Annotated in this window: 18 protein-coding genes; 9 read left to right on the forward strand and 9 right to left on the reverse strand. The window is 65.1% G+C overall.

All coding sequences use genetic code 11. The features are described from left to right. Positions 1–379: 379 nt before the first annotated feature. From HEQ22_RS17085 to HEQ22_RS17120, 8 genes are all read right to left on the reverse strand, one after another. Positions 380–1,426 carry a DUF7146 domain-containing protein gene (locus HEQ22_RS17085; protein WP_432769025.1) on the reverse strand — a complete coding sequence of 349 codons (1,047 nt, stop codon included), beginning with the start codon at positions 1,424–1,426 and terminating at the stop codon, positions 380–382. A 12-nt stretch (positions 1,427–1,438) separates the two neighbouring features. Further along, positions 1,439–5,791: a strawberry notch-like NTP hydrolase domain-containing protein gene (locus HEQ22_RS17090; RefSeq protein ID WP_432769026.1), complete on the reverse strand. Its 4,353-nt coding sequence runs from the start codon at positions 5,789–5,791 to the stop codon at positions 1,439–1,441. Between the two features lie 95 nt (positions 5,792–5,886). Continuing rightward, a complete protein-coding gene (locus HEQ22_RS17095; protein ID WP_432769027.1) occupies positions 5,887–6,531 on the reverse strand; it encodes an antitoxin of toxin-antitoxin stability system in 645 nt (214 codons plus the stop codon). 93 nt (positions 6,532–6,624) lie between these two features. Beyond that, positions 6,625–6,951, reverse strand: a complete 327-nt coding sequence (locus HEQ22_RS17100) for a hypothetical protein (protein WP_432769028.1) — start codon at positions 6,949–6,951, stop codon at positions 6,625–6,627. 45 nt (positions 6,952–6,996) lie between these two features. After that, positions 6,997–7,125: a hypothetical protein gene (locus HEQ22_RS17105; protein WP_432769029.1), complete on the reverse strand. Its 129-nt coding sequence runs from the start codon at positions 7,123–7,125 to the stop codon at positions 6,997–6,999. Beyond that, positions 7,118–7,624, reverse strand: a complete 507-nt coding sequence (locus tag HEQ22_RS17110; RefSeq protein ID WP_432769030.1) for a hypothetical protein — start codon at positions 7,622–7,624, stop codon at positions 7,118–7,120. Before HEQ22_RS17110 ends, HEQ22_RS17105 begins: the two co-directional genes overlap by 8 nt. Before the next feature lie 125 nt (positions 7,625–7,749). Next, positions 7,750–9,876 carry a ParB/RepB/Spo0J family partition protein gene (locus tag HEQ22_RS17115; RefSeq protein ID WP_432769031.1) on the reverse strand — a complete coding sequence of 709 codons (2,127 nt, stop codon included), beginning with the start codon at positions 9,874–9,876 and terminating at the stop codon, positions 7,750–7,752. A gap of 123 nt (positions 9,877–9,999) precedes the next feature. Next, the gene (locus tag HEQ22_RS17120) at positions 10,000–10,401 is read right to left on the reverse strand and encodes a DUF2958 domain-containing protein (protein WP_432769032.1); all 402 of its coding nucleotides are present in this window, start codon (positions 10,399–10,401) and stop codon (positions 10,000–10,002) included. A 235-nt stretch (positions 10,402–10,636) separates the two neighbouring features. Between HEQ22_RS17120 and HEQ22_RS17125 the strand changes: the two genes are divergently transcribed. The 5 genes from HEQ22_RS17125 to HEQ22_RS17145 all read left to right on the forward strand — a co-directional run bounded on the left by HEQ22_RS17125 (position 10,637) and on the right by HEQ22_RS17145 (position 13,680). Then, positions 10,637–10,828, forward strand: a complete 192-nt coding sequence (locus HEQ22_RS17125) for a DUF6771 family protein (protein ID WP_329628785.1) — start codon at positions 10,637–10,639, stop codon at positions 10,826–10,828. Position 10,829: 1 nt separating this feature from the next. Then, the gene (locus HEQ22_RS17130; protein ID WP_037556209.1) at positions 10,830–11,159 is read left to right on the forward strand and encodes a hypothetical protein; all 330 of its coding nucleotides are present in this window, start codon (positions 10,830–10,832) and stop codon (positions 11,157–11,159) included. 11 nt (positions 11,160–11,170) lie between these two features. Next, positions 11,171–11,683, forward strand: a complete 513-nt coding sequence (locus HEQ22_RS17135; RefSeq protein WP_432769033.1) for a hypothetical protein — start codon at positions 11,171–11,173, stop codon at positions 11,681–11,683. A 28-nt stretch (positions 11,684–11,711) separates the two neighbouring features. Continuing rightward, complete coding sequence (locus HEQ22_RS17140) at positions 11,712–12,359, forward strand: SOS response-associated peptidase (protein ID WP_432769034.1); 648 nt, start codon at positions 11,712–11,714, stop codon at positions 12,357–12,359. A 154-nt stretch (positions 12,360–12,513) separates the two neighbouring features. Continuing rightward, complete coding sequence (locus HEQ22_RS17145; RefSeq protein ID WP_432769035.1) at positions 12,514–13,680, forward strand: ATP-binding protein; 1,167 nt, start codon at positions 12,514–12,516, stop codon at positions 13,678–13,680. Positions 13,681–13,769: 89 nt separating this feature from the next. Here the strand turns inward: HEQ22_RS17145 and HEQ22_RS17150 are convergent, their stop codons facing one another. Next, positions 13,770–13,895: a hypothetical protein gene (locus tag HEQ22_RS17150; protein WP_293842087.1), complete on the reverse strand. Its 126-nt coding sequence runs from the start codon at positions 13,893–13,895 to the stop codon at positions 13,770–13,772. Between the two features lie 506 nt (positions 13,896–14,401). Between HEQ22_RS17150 and HEQ22_RS17155 the strand changes: the two genes are divergently transcribed. From HEQ22_RS17155 to HEQ22_RS17170, 4 genes are all read left to right on the forward strand, one after another. Next, complete coding sequence (locus HEQ22_RS17155) at positions 14,402–15,154, forward strand: LuxR family transcriptional regulator (protein ID WP_432769036.1); 753 nt, start codon at positions 14,402–14,404, stop codon at positions 15,152–15,154. Between the two features lie 99 nt (positions 15,155–15,253). Continuing rightward, the gene (locus tag HEQ22_RS17160; RefSeq protein ID WP_432769037.1) at positions 15,254–15,880 is read left to right on the forward strand and encodes an acyl-homoserine-lactone synthase; all 627 of its coding nucleotides are present in this window, start codon (positions 15,254–15,256) and stop codon (positions 15,878–15,880) included. Then, positions 15,877–16,755, forward strand: a complete 879-nt coding sequence (locus HEQ22_RS17165) for a phytanoyl-CoA dioxygenase family protein (RefSeq protein ID WP_432769038.1) — start codon at positions 15,877–15,879, stop codon at positions 16,753–16,755. The genes HEQ22_RS17160 and HEQ22_RS17165 overlap by 4 nt, the downstream gene beginning before the upstream one ends. After that, positions 16,752–17,363, forward strand: coding sequence for a GntR family transcriptional regulator (locus HEQ22_RS17170; RefSeq protein ID WP_432769039.1), 612 nt, complete (start codon positions 16,752–16,754; stop codon positions 17,361–17,363). The genes HEQ22_RS17165 and HEQ22_RS17170 overlap by 4 nt, the downstream gene beginning before the upstream one ends. Positions 17,364–17,466: the final 103 nt, after the last annotated feature.

The raw sequence follows: 17,466 nt of genomic DNA on the forward strand, positions 1-17,466 counted from the left end.
GCGGGTGCGGGTTCGCACCGCGCGGCACCCCGCGCGGCCGAAGCGCCAGCGAAGGATGGCGGGTTCGCGGCTATTTTGTTTCGCGATGCAAAGGGGCGCTAGCCCCGGCGGAAAATAGCCGCGAGCAGAGCCATTGCGCGGCCCGCGCACGCTGCCGCAGTCGCCCTCCAGCGAAGGCCGAGGCGCGGCCTCCCGAGAACAGGCTGATCGGGCTTCCCCTTCCCGGACCGGCTTGATCCGATCCCCCGCGGCGAGACGACACACCGCTGTCCGAAACGGCTATAGGTTTTCGGGCATCATGAGGATGGCGCGCGCGATTGCGACGTCCCAATTCGGGGCCGCGATGCGGGAAGCGTTGCGCCGTTGGCGCCAGGCGCGATCAGGCTGCATCGAGCATCCGCTCGGCATCGACGACGTGCATCTGCGGGGCGATCGAAGCGGCGAGCTGCGAATGGCCCATCTGCATAAGATCGCTGTTCAGATCGTCCAGCGCCGGATCGAGCGGCAGGATGTCGATCCCTAGCGGGGCGGCTCGCTCGGCAAGCGTAGCGAATGCGGCGCGTCCGGCTTCATCGCGTTCGCGGGCAACATAGAGGCGGCGAAGCGGCGCAGGAAATTCGAGCGCCGCGAGATGGGCCGCCGACAGCCCTGCGACGAGAGGAAGTGCCGGGGCGATTTCGCGCAGCGAGAGCATGGTTTCGATGCCCTCACCGAATGCCATGACCTCATCCGCCAGCCCGAAACGCACGCCATGCTCCAACAAATGTCCCATCGCGCGCCGCGGATAAGCCACGGGCGCCTTGGTCGATCGGTGCGGATCGAGCCATGTGCGTTGTACGCCCATGAGCGAGCCACCGAGGTCGGTCACCGCGGCGATCATCGCCGGATAGGCCGACTTGACCGACGGGGCATCCTCCTCCGACCGGCGATAATAGCAATGCGGGTGGCATCGCAGCGCCGGCAAATCGCCGCCGCGCCGAAGCGCACGGCCGGCCAGATAGGTGCGCACCGGTGTCCCAGCGATGGGCTTCGACGCCGCCCAAAGCCGCGCTGCCGCCTCCGGGCTGCCAGCGGGCGCCCGGCGCGGACGCGGACGCGGCCCCTGCGTGCCCGCGTCGGGTGGAGGCAAGCTCAGAAATCGCCGCGCCTCGGTGAGCGTTTCAGCGAGGTTCGTATGCGCGCAGCTGGCGGCGATGATGTCGAGCAGGTCACCATGATCGCCCGTCGCGGCGTCAGTCCATTTGCCCGCCGTGCGGCGACCATCGCCGTCGACCAGACGCAGATAAAGACTGCGCCCCGGCGCATTGCCCTTATCGCCGACCATCCAATAAAGGCCTTCGCGGCGACCGTTCGAAAGGTATTGGCGGCACACCGCCTCGGCATTTTCACCGAGACGACGCGCAAGTTCACGGACCGGACTTTCCATGGCGGGGCTCCTTCAGGCGGCCTTGCGATCCGCGATCCGCTGAATCGGAAACCGATCCACCAGCCGCGCGAACACGTCGGCGCCAGCAGCCCCTGCCGGCACGTAGAGCTTCAGTTGCCACGAGACGATTTCGGAAATCAAGCCAAATGCCTTCAGCCGGTCAACACCAAGATCGTTGAAGCCGGAAAGCTCGATCCGCCAGTCGTTCATCGCGCGAACACGGCGCAGCATCTGCCCTTCGGCCAGGTGAACGACGACCTCGCCCTTCTGGAGGAGCTGCCAGGCTTCATCCTTCGGCAGCTCGCACGGCCCGCCCTGGACCACCGACGCAACCCAGCCTGCCGAGACCTTGCGCCCGATGACGCGCTCGCCCGCGTCGGTCTGGAGCCGGTAGACGCGCGACGATTCCTTTGGCAGCAGCCGCCAGATGGGCAGCAGCAAGCCCGACACCATGTGCAGGGTCGACATCTCGTAATCGGGAATGTCCGCCAGTTCGGCCTTCCAGACATCGGCGAACTGATCACGGTCGGCAGGCTGCCAATGGCTCATGACGAAATCGGCGAGCAGCATGTGGCTGGCCTCGAGGGGCCGATGGAGCCGCACGCGGCGGTGGACTGCGCCATCGTCATCGATCACGCTGCGCGCGCCGAGCTTCACCGCAGCGCGCTGCGAGCGCTGGTTCACAAGCAGTTCGCCGCCGCGTTCGCGGACGAGCGCCAGTGCATCGTCAAGATCGAGCGGCAGCACCTGCTCCTTGCGCTCGATCGTCAGAAGCTGCGTCGCCGCCCCGGTGCCGGGATGGGTGTAGATCGTCTGCCGCGCGTTCACCGCGAAGCTCTCGGCGCGCAGGGTTTCGAGGCCGATCTCATAGGTTCCCGCAGCGACCGCCGCCTCGATGCGGTGCACGAGCAGACCCTCGAAGGCCTCGAACAGGATGTTCTGGAGGTCGATCGTGAGTGCGAGCATGCGATTGAGGAAGGTGGTGATCGGCGGCAGTTCCTCGCGCAGGCAACCGTCGATATCGAGCAACGACAATCCTGTCGCGCTTTCGAAGGTCAGCAGCGAGCAGCCTTCGACCTTGGCATTCACGATCAACAGATAGAGTTGGCGCAGCGCATCGCGGGCATAGAAGGATTCGAGGTTATCCTCCGCCCGGAACATATTCTGCCCGCCCGTCTGGCGCTGGCCGCGCGTGATCGCCCCCATCGAGTCAAGCCGCCGCGCGATCGTCGAGATGAAGCGCTTCTGCGCCTTGACGTCGGTCGACACCGGACGAAACATCGGCGGCTGCTTCTGGTTCGTGCGATTGGTGCGCCCGAAGCCCTGGATCGCGGCATCGGCCTTCCATCCCGCCTCGAGCAGATAGTGGATGCGCCGCCGCTGGTTCTTCGCGCCGAGATCAGCATGATAGGAGCGTCCCGTTCCCCCAGCTTCCGAGAAAATGAGGATGCGCTTCTCGTCGTCCATGAAGGCGTGGGTCTCGCCGATGTTCGCACTGCCGGGGCGGTTCTCGACCGCGAAACGCACGTCCCCGCCTTCGCCCGACCGCGGGACGATGCGGCGCGAGCGCCCCGTGACCTCGGCGACCATATCTGTCCCGAAATGCTGGACGATCTGATCGAGCGCGCCCGGCACCGGCGGCAGCGCGGCCAGTTTCTCGATCATCTCGTCGCGGCGCCGGCAAGCCTCGCGGCTGACGATCATGTTGCCGCTCTCGTCATAGGCGGGACGCGATGCAAGATTGCCCTCGCCGTCGGTGCAGGGTTCGAACAATTGGACCGGAAAGCCGTGCGCGAGATAGTCGAGCACATATTCGCGCGGGGTGATGTCGACCGACACGTCGCCCCACTCGTCCGCCGGGATCTCGGCGAGCCGGCGTTCCTGAAGGGCTTCCCCGGTTGAGACGATCTGGACCACCGCCGCATGCCCCGCCTCGATATCGCGTCCGATGCTCACAATCGCGCTCGGGGTCTGCATCGCGGTGATGAGATGGTTGAAGAAGCGCTGCTTGGTGCTCTCGAACGCCGAGCGCGCCGCGGATTTCGCCTGCGCATTGAGCGTGCCATGCTCGGCGCTCGTCACCCCCGCCGCCTCCATCGCGGCGGCGAGATTGTTGTGGATGACCTGGAAGGCCGCGGCGTAGCTATCGTAGATCCGGCGCTGCTCGTCGGTCAGCTTATGTTCGAGCAGTTCATATTCGACCCCGTCGAACGACAGCGACCGCGACGCATAGAGGCCGAGCGCCTTCAAGTCGCGCGCGAGCACCTCCATCGCCGCGACGCCGCCCTCCTCGATCGCGGCGACGAACTCGCTGCGCGATGCGAACGGGAAGTCGTTCCCGCCCCACAGGCCAAGCCGCTGCGCATAAGCGAGGTTCTGCACCGTCGTCGCGCCAGTGGCCGACACATAAACGACACGCGCGGCGGGCAACGCATGCTGGAGCCGCAGCCCCGCCCGACCCTGTTGCGACGGTTTCTGGTCGCCGCGCTCGCCCTTGCCGCCCCCCGCATTTGCCATGGCATGCGCTTCATCGAAAATGATCACACCGTCGAAATCGCGGCCGAGCCATGCGGCGATCTGCTCGATCCGGCTCGCCTTGCCTTCGCGGCCCTGCGAGCGAAGCGTCGCATAGGTGGTGAAGAGGATGCCCTCGGCAAGCCGGATCGGGGTGCCCTGGCGGAACCGCGAGAGCGGCGTGACAAGCAATCGCTCCTGCCCGAGCGCCGCCCAGTCGCGCTGCGCATCCTCAAGCAGCTTGTCCGACTTCGAGATCCAGAGCGCGCGGCGGCGGCCCTTCAACCAGTTGTCGAGAATGATCCCCGCGACCTGGCGGCCCTTGCCTGCTCCGGTCCCATCACCGAGGAACCAGCCGCGACGGAACTGGACGGCCGCCTCATTATCGTCGCTCGCTGCGCTGACGACATCGCAGGTCTCATCGACCGTCCAGGCACCCGACAAATGCCCACTATGCGCCTCGCCGGCGTAAATGACGGACTCCAGCTGCGCGTCGGACAGGAGGCCGTCGCCGACAAGATTTTCGGGAAGATGCGGACGATAGGACGGGCGCGGCGGCGCGACCGACGCCATCGCCGCCGACTGGACCAGCGCGGTCGGATGGGGTGACGCCCCCGCAATGCGCAAGGACTGAAGCACATAGGGTTCGTAGATCGCCTCGCCGAGCTGGCCGCTGGGCGTCGACCACGCGACCGTCTCATAGACCAGCTCGCCCGCCGCGACGCACGCGGATTTCTCTGGTCGCACGGATCCCTTGGCAAGGGGACTGAGAGCAGTCGATGCGCCGCGGATGAACGGAGTTGCCGCTGCTGGCGCAGGGGGCGGCGGGGCCGGTCGCGGCGGCACATGGCTGGTCACCCAGGCAAGGAGCGTCGCTAGGTCGGCTGCTTCCCCATGGCTCGCTGGCAGCATGGATGGATCGGCTGCAGGCACCTTGTCGATAACAAGCAGGCGCGTCGCCGTCGTGGTGCCATGCTTGGCATAGACTTTCCCGGCGATCGCGGCCGAAAACAGGATCGTCGCCTGCTCCTGTAATTGGACAAAACCGGCGCGGAAGGCCGCGGCATCGGGTGCGCAATTGGCGCCGACGATCGCCACCAGCCGCCCGCCGTCGCGGAGCCGCGCTAGCGCGGAGGCGATATGGCGAAGTGCGGTGCCTCGCATCGGGCGGTAGACGTGCGCCGTGGCGGAGAAAGGCGGGTTCATGAGGACGACGTCGGGGACGAAAGCAGCGTCGAGACGGTCGTCGATCGACGCGCCGTCATGGCGCGTGATCGGCACGGCGGGAAACAGTAGCTCGAGAAGCTCGGCGCGACCGCCGGCCAACTCGTTGAGCGCGAGGCTCGCCCCGGCAAGTTCGGCGTGGATCGCGAGCATGCCCGTCCCGGCCGAGGGTTCGAGCACGCGGTCGCCGGCATGGATCGAGGCCGCGAGCGCCGCGACAAAGGCGAGCGGCAAAGGCGTCGAAAATTGTTGGAGGGACTGGCCTTCCTCCGAGCGCCGCGTTTGCGTCGGGATGCGCGCGGCCAGCCGTTCCCATGTCGCGAGCTGGCTTTGCGGCGAGCGACCGCGCGCCACGAGCGCGCGGCCATAGCGACGAAGCAGCAGGATTTGCGCTGCCTCGCACGCGTCATAAGCCGCCTTCCAGTCCCACGCACCGGCAGCATCGCTCGCGCCGAAGGCGCGTGCCATCGCCTCGCGAAGCTGGGCCGTGGAAAAGGGGTGGCCCGCCTCGAGCAGAGGTTGAAGCGCCTGAGCGGCATCGAGCAGGCGCCGGGAAGCTGGCGCGACCGAGCTGGAACGAGCGGTCGCCGCGGCGCCGCGCGCCGCATCGGGGAAAGTCATATGCATGGCTGAAATCCTTGAAAGAGCGGGGCAGGAATGAATTGCCCGCTGCTCTCTCCAGGATCCGGGCCGTTCCCCCTTCCCGGCCCCACCTCTCCCTCTCAACCGAAGCGAACCCCGTCGTCGGTGAAGCCATATTCGTTGAGACGGATCATCTCGTCGACGGCCTCGTCGGACGTCAGATGCTCATATTCGTCTTCAAGGCGCCCGTAGAGCCAGCGGGCCAAGTCGCAGAGCGCCTCCTTCAAATCGTCCTCGGCGTCAGCCGTCATATCCTGGACGACCGGGCTGTCGCGCTCGACTGCGATGTCCATGCTATATTCGTGATAATAGCGACCGCGATGGCCAATGCGCGCGCGGAGCTGATAGAAATTGCGGCGCTGAATCGAGGCAAGGGCATCGGCGATGCGATGAAGTTCGCCATCCTTGGGCGCGTAGCGGCGGATCGCCGCCGATGCGCCCTTGGCGTAACTGTAATCGCCTTCGAAACAGGCCCCGTCGCCTTGGCTCCAGAAGCCGGAAAACCAGATGCAGGGCTTCCGGCGCGTCCCGCCGCCGAAGAGGCGCACCGAGGTCGTGTCGAGACGGACCCCCAATATGTCGCAGACGCGCTCAAAATCCTCATAGACAAATTCGTACCAGTCATAGTCGAAACCGCCTTCGCGATACCAGGCGCGCGCCTTCTCCTTTGCGGCCTCAGACAGTTCATCAAGGCAATAAACGGTCGTTTGGATAATCGAGGGCATGGCAACTTCCTCTCGCGTCAAGAGCCAGAAAAGGCGAAAGCCCGGCGCGCGGGCCGGGCTTTCGCAGTCGGTGAACGATGGGCTGGACAGGCGTCAGCCGGGGGCGTCGCCGGACAGGCGGGCGATGGCCTCTTCGAGCCATCCCGCCGTCGAGACCGATTCGATGTCGTCCGCCGTGATCAGCGTCGCGGCGCCGCCGAAACCGTCGGGTCGCATCTTCGAACAGGTCCATGCGGCTTCGACCTCGACACAATCGAGCGCCGACCGCTGAACGATGTCCTGGAAAATGCCCTCGAAGCCGATCGCCGACATATCGAGTTCGAGCTCGGCATCGTCAGCATCGCATTTGGCCATCTCCTGCCAGACGAGATCGGCAAGGCCGCTTGCGACACCCTCATCTTCGGTGAGCAGCGCCTTCACCTCTGCAAGTTCCAGGAACAGCAGATCGTTCGGACCATGGCCGGCTCAGAAATAGACATTGTCGCCGACATCCTCATGATCGAATATCTGGCCGAGAACCTTATATTCGAGCGCGGTCATCGCAGTGCGCGGGATATCCGGACGGATGACAGTCTGGGAAAAATAGTCAGCCATGGCTCACCTCCCCCGGTGCGGCAGCGCTTTCCGCCGCTGCCGGTACCGGCGGCGGATCGCCCTCGACAACCAGCGGCGGCACTGCGAACTCCGCGGCGTCGAAATAGGCCATCGCGGCCTCGATCGAGCCGAGCTCGACGAGCAGACGGCGATCAAGCAGGACCCGGTCGCTTTCATCGATCATATAACTGTCGACCGTACCCGAGCCCCGGTAGACGAGCCGCTCGGGCGACCATTCGCCGGGATAGCTGCCCGACCAACGCACAAAGGTCAGACACTTCTCGACGCAGAAGGCCTCGAGATTGTCGATCTTGCCCCAGGCGCAGCTCTCGTCGAACAGCGCGAGCGGCTGGCCCACGACGCGGCTTTGAGTGTCGAAGGGCTCGCCGCCCCATTCTAGGGACAGACCCTCAAAGGCGATGATGTGGAGCAGCTCTGCGAAAACTGCGGCTGAGATTTCGCCGCCGATCTGGATCGATGCGGGAACGCGATCAGCCATGACAGCCTCCATCGTTCGAGCGGCGAATGGGATTTGAATTATTCATGTCAGGTCTCCGGAAAAGGGCCCGGCCCGGCATCGCTGCCGGGTCCGAGCCTCGATTGTCAGTGATAGGCGGAAGCCGATTATTCGGCCGCGACAGGCAGTTCGGCGTTGTTCGCGTCGTCCGGCTCGACTGCATCCTCGGCAAGGAAAGCAGGCAGTTCGACATCGGCGGCATCGCCCTCCGCGTCGCCGAGTTCAGCATCATCGAGCCCCGGCGTTCGCATCGGCTCCGGAAGCCATGCCGCATCATCCAGCAGACGCTCCGCCTCGCGCGCCATGTCGGCCTTCTTGAGATGATCGATCATCTCGGCAAATTGCGGCCCGCGCGCCTCGGCGACATCGGCAAGGATCCGCGGCTTGGTCACCGAGCGGAAATAGCCCTCGACCGTCGGGCGCCAACCTGCCGCAACGAGATCGAGCCCGACCGCCCGCGCGAGCACATCGCTGTGCGCGATCCGGCGCGCAACGCCGTGCGCCGAAATCCGACCATTGTCATATTTGGGAACGATCTCGGCCTGGGCGTTGACGCAGAGCGAGGTGCAATGCGCGAGGAGTTTCGCCTGCTCCTCGCCGTCGAGGGTCCGCAGAAAGTCCCAAAGCTCCTTGTCGTCCTGCGGAAGCCGCTCTTTCCATGCCGACGCGCGCGCGTCGATCGCCTGGGCCGGCGCGCAATCGCGCAGGTTCGTCGGCGCGTTGCTGAAATAGACGCGGTTCGCCGCGATCTCGACGCAACTTTCGCGGGTAGCGGAATAGAAACAGCCGAGAACGAGAGCGTGGAGCACTGCGGCGAAGGCAATGGCCGGATCCTGAGCAAAGGCGTCCTGGAGCGCGAGCGTGCGCCATGCGGTGAGATCCGACACGAGGCGATCGGGAAGCGGACGGAGCGCATCGGATTCGTCTTCGCCATCGCTGCCCACAGGCGGTATGGCGTGATCGCCATCTCGACCGTCACGCAGGACGGACCCTTCGCCCCCTGCTTCCTTTTCCGGAGCAGCCTCGCCCTCGGCCAATTCCTGCTCCGGCTCGTCCTCAGCCCGCACGAACCCGCGCTCGATCCGCACCGATCCGTCGCGGTCTATCGAGACGAAGGCGCCGGCGCGTCCCATCTCGTCGGGATCGAAGACGAGCGGGCGGTCGACGAGCGCGCCGAGTTCGGCGTCGATCGCATCGATCCGTGCATGCACTTCGGCGGGCACGTCGGGCGCGTCCGACCATTGCTCGCAAAGCGCCTCGCTTTCAGCCTCAAGTGCGGCGACGCGGGCCTGTTCATCGTCGGTCATCGGGACCTCCGTGCGGTCGATCGCGCGCAGGCCGCGCGTCGCGTCCCACGGCAGGTCGATCGAGGTGGTCACCCATTTCCAGCCCTCGGCGAGAATGCGTGTCCCTTCGGCCTTCAATCTTTCGTCGACCAACCGGTTGAGCAGCGCCGGGTCGGTGAGCCAGCCGCCGCCGTCGGCCTCGAACAGGTCGCGCACCACGCCGCCGCCTGCCGCGACATAGGCGTCGACGCCGACGAACGCTGCGCGCTTGTCGGTGACCCGCACGCTGTCCTCGGTAAGTTTCTGGCGGATGAAGGCCGGGCTCTTGTTGAAGCTGTGATCAAGCTGCGCCCAGACTTCCTCCTGGCGCTGATGATCGTCGGCGACGGTGAAGGCCATGAGCTGGTCGAGCGTCATGCCGTCGTCGGCATAGATGTCGTGGAGCTTGGGTGACACCGCGGCGAGCTTGAGCCGCTGGCGCACGACTGCGGGGGTGGTGAAATGATGCGCCGCGATCGTCTCGACATCGTCGCCCTTATCGACCATCGCCTGCACCGCGCGGAACTGGTCCAGCGGATGCAGCGCCTCACGCATGGCATTTTCGGCGAAGCTGTCGTCCTCGGCGAGAATTTCGCTGTCCGCCGCGCGCACGACGCAAGGGATCGGCGCATCCTTCGCGAGACGCCTGCGCTTGACCAGCAGTTCGAGCGCGCGATAGCGCCGCCCCCCGGCCGGTATTTCATAGCGGCCGGTTTCCTTTCCCGAGGCGTCGCGTTCGGGCCGGACATTGAGGCTCTGGAGCAGGGTTCGCCGGTCGATATCGTCGGCGAGCGCCTCGACCGACACGCCGGCTTTCACCCGCCGGACATTGGACTGGGAGAGAAACAGCCGGTCGAACGGGATGTCGCGCGACGGGCTGAGGATGAGTTTCGGGGCCTGTCTGGCCATGGGCTTTCTCCATGACGGGCCGCCGCGAGACACTCTCCCGGCTCCTGGACCCGTCACGAAGGCGCCAGCCCCCCTCTTCCTCCCGGGGCCGCGCGTAGCGGCCTCGGCAGGCGGCCAGGGGCGTCAGCCGCGCCCCGAAAGCCGCTCGGCCGCGCGGCGAAGCCTTTGCTCCCCCAACACGATTGATCCCGCACGCCGCGCCGCTTCGGCATAAGCCGATAGCGGATGGCTTGCCGTGAAGTGGAGATCGCGCTCGATGGTGAGGCCGAACGGCAGGCGGACGGCTTCGAGTTCGGCGAGCGCGAAGCTGCCGAGCTCGGGGCAGCCGAAGCCGAGATCGGCCAAACCGAAGAAGATGCCGTCGGTGTCGATTTCGGTCGCGAGCCAGGTCGCCGCGCCAACCGGGCTGAACAAGCGGACGACCGGCGGCGGGTCGGGTTCCCGCTGGGCGCGCGCGGCCGCGTCGATCCGGGCGGCCAGATTGGCGCGAAGCTGCGCCTCGAGTTCGGGGGTCAAGAGTTTCATAGCATGCGTCTCCTGGGGCGGCCGGTAGCGAGCCTCTCTCGCCGCGCGCGGTCCGCCGCCCGGGGGGCGGGCCATCTCTTCCTCGGCGGTTTCTGGCGCTGCGGGGGCGGCCGCAGGCCCCGGACCGGGCGGCAATGGGCGGTAGCGCCGGCAGGCGCCCACCGGCCACGCGGGTCGCCCGCCCTGTCCCGGTCACCCTCTTGCCAAATTGTTCTCTCTATGTTCTCATTAGGGCATGGACAATATCGATACTGCCCGAGTCGCAGAGACCATCCTTTCCGCTCCCGGCTGGGCGCGCGTCGGCATCACCGCACCGACGAGTCACATCCGGGTCGAGGCCGCGTTCGAGCTCGCGCGCGCGATCATCGAGAGCGTCCGTGCCGGCGCGGAGCCCGCAAGCCCCGACCAGCTTGGACTCTCCCTGTGACGTGGGCGGTTGGACGAAGGACGGACAGCATCGCGCCACGCATGTCTTCGAGGCCGCGGCCTGGTTTCGGGCGATCAAGCCCGTTTGCCGCTGCGGGCATAGCGCGACGTTCAATCCCTATGGGATCTGGTGGCGCTTCGAGTGCAGGATGTGGGACGGCAATCTCGTCAAGGCGTGCCAGAAATTCTGGTGTGTCCGCTGCGGCGCGCGAACCGGCAAGCGCGTCCGCCCGGTGCGGATCGAGCTCGTCGACCCGAGCCCCGACGACATCGCCCTGCCGATGCCCGAAGAACGCGAATGGAAGCGCGCGCTCAGCCGCTTCCGCGCCTGAGGACTGAGTTCATGGATATCGAGACGGACGACGCACTGGTCGGCATCGGCAAGCTCCACCGCGTGATGGTATGGGACGGCCAGCGCGAACGCGAGAAGGAGATGCTGTGGGGCCTGCCCTCGCGCGATGCCGATATATTCCAGATCCCGCTCCTGAAGTCCGAGACCGCGATCATCGATCGGCCCTGTCTGCTGCTCGCCAACGAGTTCGGCCTCGTGAAGCGCGGCAAGACGATCTATGCCGCAAGCCTCATCAGCGACGAACCCTTTTTCTGCATCGCAGCGGTCTGGCGTCCTGCGCACCGCCTGTGGCCCGAGAGCTTCGCAGCGCTTACCGTCCCGTCCTATGACGATCTGGCGCCGCACAAGGATCGCCACGTCGGCGTGATCCGCCCCGAGGACTGGTTCGACTGGTTGATGGCGGCGCGGCCGCCGCTGGACATGTTGCGACCTTTCCCCAAGAATAGCTTCAGCATCATGCCGCCGATCCAGCAGAATTTCGACGAAATGCTCGGCGCGGCCTGACCGAAACCGCTCAAGGGGACTCGCCGCCATGTGCAATCTCGTGACCCTCAAGGCTTCGGTTGCCGAAGTGGCCTCGGCGTTCGGCGCTCGGCGCCCGCTCACCAATGCCCAGCCCGGCGAAGTCTATCCCGGCGGACAAGGATTTGTGCTCCGCGACGATGCGGGCACCCGCGCGCTCCAGTCGATGACCTGGGGCTTCCCGGTGCGGCTCAAGCATATGAAACCGACGAGCAAGCCGAAGCCGGTGAACAACGCCCGCGACGACAAGCTGATGACCTTCTGGCGAACCTGGTTCACCAATCCCGCCCAGCGCTGCCTCATCCCGATCACGGCCTTCGCCGAGGCCGAAGGCGAGAAAGGCAAGATGACGCGAACGTGGCTCAGCGTCGTCGACCAGCCGCTCGCCGCCTGCGCCGGCCTTTGGCGTCCGACCGACGAGTGGGGCGATTGCTATACGATGGTGATGGTCGATGCGACCGAGGAGCTGTTCGATATTCACGACCGGATGCCGGTCATTCTTCACGCCGCCGATCATGACGCCTGGCTGCAGGCATCGGCTGAGGAGGCGATGAAGCTCGTTACCCAATATCCGGCAGACCGGTTGGACGTCGAGCGGACAGACGTGCCGTGGTTCAGCCGCAAGCCCCAAAGCGCTGGTACGCCCACCCTCCTTTGAGTCAGGTAGCCGACGACGCAGGGCTCCGAGCGGCGATTGATATGTCTAAACTGGATCTGCGGTACCGATAATTTTCCGATACCGAAGAAATGGATTTGGACCCGACGAGCAAAAGAACCTTGCAAATCGGGAATACAACTCCATAATTACAAGGATGATTGAAAGACGAATTGCAGCAGAGTTGGCGGAAAGGCTGGACGAAGTACCAGCTGTCGCGCTGATTGGACCCCGGCAGGTCGGGAAGACGACGCTTGCGCTCGAGATGGGCGAGGCACTACCTTCCATTTATCTCGACCTTGAATCCGATGCGGACAGGGCGAAACTCACCGAACCCGAGCTTTATCTCTCGAGCCATGCCGACAAGCTCGTCATCCTCGACGAAGTACACCGGCTTCCGGGCCTGTTCCAGACCCTTCGCGGCCTCATCGATGCGGGTCGCCGCAGCGGGCGAAAATCCGGACGATTTCTGTTGCTGGGTTCGGCGTCGATCGATCTGCTCCGCCAATCGGGGGAAAGCCTCGCCGGGCGGATCAGCTATCTTGAAATGCACCCGCTCGATGCGCTCGAAGTCGGCGCGAATCGGCTCGATCACCTCTGGGTGCGCGGCGGCTTTCCCGACAGCTTTCTAGCCAGCAGCGATCGGGCGAGCCAGCGCTGGCGGCAGGATTTCATCCGCACCTATCTGGAACGCGATATCCCGCTGCTGGGTCCGCGCATCGCTGCGGAAACGCTTAGGCGCTTCTGGACGATGCTCGCGCATCGCCAATCGGGGCTGCTTAACGCGGCCGAACTCGCCCGCAGCCTCGGCGTCGATGCCAAGACGGTTGCGGGCTATCTCGACCTCCTGGTCGATCTCCTCCTAGTGCGCAGACTAGAGCCCTGGCACAGCAACGCCGGCAAGCGTCTCGTCAAATCGCCGCGGATATATGTGCGTGACAGCGGCCTCGTGCATACGCTGCTCGGGCTCACAACGAGCGAAGATATCCTTGGGCATCCAATCGCCGGCCCCAGCTGGGAAGGTCTTGTGGTCGAAACCCTGATTGCCGCCGCACCCGAAGGCACGCGTGCCAATTTCTACCGGACGTCCGCCGGTGCCGAAATCGACCTCGTGCTGACGCTGCCGGGCGATGCGCGTTGGGCCGTCGAGATCAAGCGAAGCCTGCAGCCGAAGCTGGAACGCGGCTTTCACCAAGCCTGTGTCGATCTTGAGCCGGCGCGGCGTCTGCTCATTTATCCGGGGTCGGAGACATATCCGCTCGGAGGTGGCGTCGAAGTCATGCCGCTCGTCAAGGCAAGCGAAGCGCTCCTCGCGACGCATTAGCTTGTGGGTCGTGACGCGCGCCGGCGCCGAACGGACTCCTGCCCCACGATCCCGATAAATTTGAAGGAACCGGATCGCCTGCCGATCCCTTATTCGCCGAACAGGGATCGGATCGCGCCAACGAGTCCGGCAATAAAGGAGCCGCCAACGAGCACGGCCGCGAACCAGAATTCGATCGCCAGCGCACGCGACTTCCATTTCGGTTCCCGATCCATTGGCCCTCGATGCCATGGCCGGACAATGTAGGAAAGACCCCGCTGCTCCGTTCGCGATGTGACAAAACTTCTGACTCATCGCAATTCAGTGGGAGCTTTTGTCACATGCACCCGTCCGCGATCCCTGGACCAGGCTTACGGTTTGGCAATCGAGAAATCGAAGCAAGACGCATATTGTCGGCAAATGCCATTTGGCGATCGTCAATCATGTGCCTGAGTCCCGACCCGAGGCCTGTCGCGGCCCGGTTTCGAAAGGGACCGATTGGTGTCAATCTGGGTCCGATTAGCACACCAAGCCGCTTTATCAGGCGATTTCCTGTCGTTACACCGAAGAGGCGATCGGCATTGCGTATAGAGGCTAAGGTATTACCTGCCCGCCGCAGTGCGAGGACCATCGCGCAGCTTGTCCAACTTCATTGTCTCCCGGAGAGGAAACGGGAGCGATGAGCCATGGAGCGGATCGCGGGCGGACGGGTCGGGAACGTGCCGGCGGCCGATGAATCGACGTGAAGCATTTTAATCTGACGGAGGAACTCGCACACGACATATCAGGCGCCGACAAGGAAGAGCGGCTCTTTGCTGCCCTCTCGAACGCCGCTGACCGCATGGGATTCGATCTTTTCGCGCTCGCCTTCGACCGCCGCGGCGGCGGCGAAGCCGCATCGATGCTCGTGCATAATTATCCCGACGCCTGGGCCAATGTCTATGTCGGCTTTGACCTGAGCGGCACCGACCCGATCCGCCGCGCCGGCGAAAAATCCATGACGGGTTTCCAATGGCGCGACGTCGACCATTACATCCCGCTCTCGCGCGGCGACCGGCAACTGCTGAAGGTCGCCCGCGAGAGCGGCGTCGGTGACGGCTTCACGGTGCCGCGGCACCTGCCCGGCGAAGCCACCGGAAGCTGCTCTTTTGCCGTCGCTCCCAATGCCAGGATTCCGCTCGAGATGCTCCATGCCGCCGAGATCGTCGGTGCCGTTGCCCTCGCCGCGGCGCGGCGGCTCATCGGGACCGGCGCATATACACGCCGCGCGACGCTGACCGAGCGCCAGCGTGAATGTGTGCTCTGGTCGGCGCGCGGCAAGACCGCCGGCGAGACCGCCGGCATCCTCGGCATCAGCGAAGAGACCGTGGTCCGCCACCTCAAAATCGCGCGCGAGCGCTATTCGGTGCCGTGTCGGCAAATGCTGATCCTCTGCGCCCTGTTCGACGGGATCATCGGCTTTTCGGATGTCTATGATTGGTGGCGCCCGCTCTGACGCTCGCACATAAATCGTCCCGGGATTGCCCATTTCTGGGCATAGCCGCGCGGTGGGAATGATGGTCTGATCCTGGCACCGACAAGCCAAGGACATATCATGATCAATCAACTCTCTCGGGCGCAAGACGCGCCCGGCGACGCCGCACTGCGCGCCATGTTCGCCGCTCGCAAGCAGGTCTTCATCGACAAGCTGCAATGGGATTTGCCCGCCCTCGATGGCCGCTTCGAACTCGACCAGTTCGATACCCCGGACGCGCGCTATCTGATCCTGCTCGATCCCGATGACCTGCGCCACCGGGCGTCGGCGCGGCTGTTGCCGACCACGGCGCCGCACCTGCTCGGCGACATCTATTCGCACCTTTGCACCGACGGGCCCCCGTCCGGCGAAGGCGTGTGGGAGATCAGCCGCTTCTGCCTCGACCCCGCTCAAACGCCGGCCGAGCGCCGCGACGCGCGCAACCAGTTGGTCACCGCGCTCGCGGACTATGCTCTCCGCCACGGCATAGGCGAATATGTCGGTGTCGCCGAAGCCGGCTGGTATCACACGATCAGCAAATTCGGCTGGACCTGCCGCACGCTGGGTCCGGTTCACCGGGATGGCGCGTGCCGGATCCTCGCCCTCAGCATCGCGATCGACGAGGACACGCTCCCCGGATTGCAGCGCACCGGCACCTACGCGCCGCTTGTCCTCAAGTTCGAAGAAGGTGGGGAGCCGGGGCGATGAAAAAGGATCTGACCGAAGCCGATCTTCCTGGCCTGCTCGTCGATGAGCTGCGCCGCAAAGGCTATTGCATCCTGCGCAACGAGGCGGTCGCGCGCGTCCTTGCGCTGGCGAGGGATCTCGATCCCCTCTTTGCCGCGACGCCCTTTTGCGAGGGTAATTTCTATGGTCGCCGCACGAAACGGTTCGGCAGCCTGCTCAAAAGGTCGCCGCACATGGCCGAACTGGTGCTCAACCCTATCATCCTGTCCGCCGTCGAGACGATCCTTGGCACTGGCTGCGACCGGATCCAGCTGAACCTCACGCAAGCGATCGAGATACATCCCGGTGAAGTGCGGCAGTTTCCCCACCGCGACCAGGACATGTGGCGCGGCGCCGACGGCACCCAGGAATATCTCGTCAACGTCCTCTGGCCGCTGACGCCCTTCACGAAAGAGAATGGCGCCACGCGAATCTTTCCGAAGAGCCACGGCGTGAAGGGAATGGCGAAAACCGATCTTGGCCCACCCATTTTCGCCGAAGGCAAGCCCGGCGCAGCGATCTGCTTTTTGGGATCGACCGCGCACGGGGCGGGCTCCAACCTCAGCCAAGAGGTCCGGCGCGGCGTGCTCGTCAGCTACAGCCTCGGATGGCTGAAGCCCTATGAGAATTTGTGGCTCGCCTATCCGCCCGAGGTCGCGAGGACGTTTCCGCCAGAACTGGCGGCGCTCGCCGGCTATGCGCAGCACCGCCCCAATCTCGGCAATTATGAAGGCCAATGCCCCTCGGTCCTGCTGAACGATGACCGGTCAGATCATATCGGCGCGGTCGACGAATTGCGTCCCGACCAAGCCGATGTCGTCGCCGAATTCGCCGCTGCCGAAAGGAACGGCCAATGAGTCCGGCGCATGTGTTCGAGCCGACCTATGAGGCGATCAAGCGTCGGCTGATGAACGGCGAATGGGCGGGCGGCACCCGGATCGAGGCGGCCCGTCTCGCCGACGATCTCGGGGTCAGTATGACCCCGGTGCGCGACAGTCTCTACCGGCTCAATGGCGAGCGGATGGTCGATTTCACCCCGGGCGAGGGTTTCCATGTCCATCGCCTGACCGAAACCGAGTTTCGCGACCTGCTCGAACTGCACCTGATCCTGCTGCTCGCCGCGCTCGCGACGGCGCCAAAGGGGTCGGCAACGTCGGTCCCCGCTGACCAACCCTATCCCGATCGCGTAGCGGACCTGTTCCTGGCTATCGCCGAACGCTCGTCGAACAGCGAGATCGTCGCCAGCATTGCGGCGATTGGAGACCGGCTTCAGCTATCGCGTCATTTCGATGCCGCGATCCTCGCCGATGTTGACGCGGAGTATGATGCGATCGCCCACGCTGTCGCCGAAGCCGAACCACAGGCGCACGTTCGGAGCCTCCTGCTCGGCTATCATGAGAAGCGCGCGCATGATGCGGCAGCCTACGCCCGGACGCTCGCCGGGCATCCGGGTCGACAGCCATGATCGCTGCCGAAAGGGAAGTGACGTTTTGCTTGTCAGGGCCGCCCACAATTGACATGATTCGTCCGCGCACGAGCATCGCTGGCAGCTCCTGCGCGGAATATTT

The sequence above is a fragment of the Sphingopyxis sp. genome, assembly GCF_050916055.1.
In the GTDB taxonomy this organism is placed as follows: domain Bacteria; phylum Pseudomonadota; class Alphaproteobacteria; order Sphingomonadales; family Sphingomonadaceae; genus Sphingopyxis.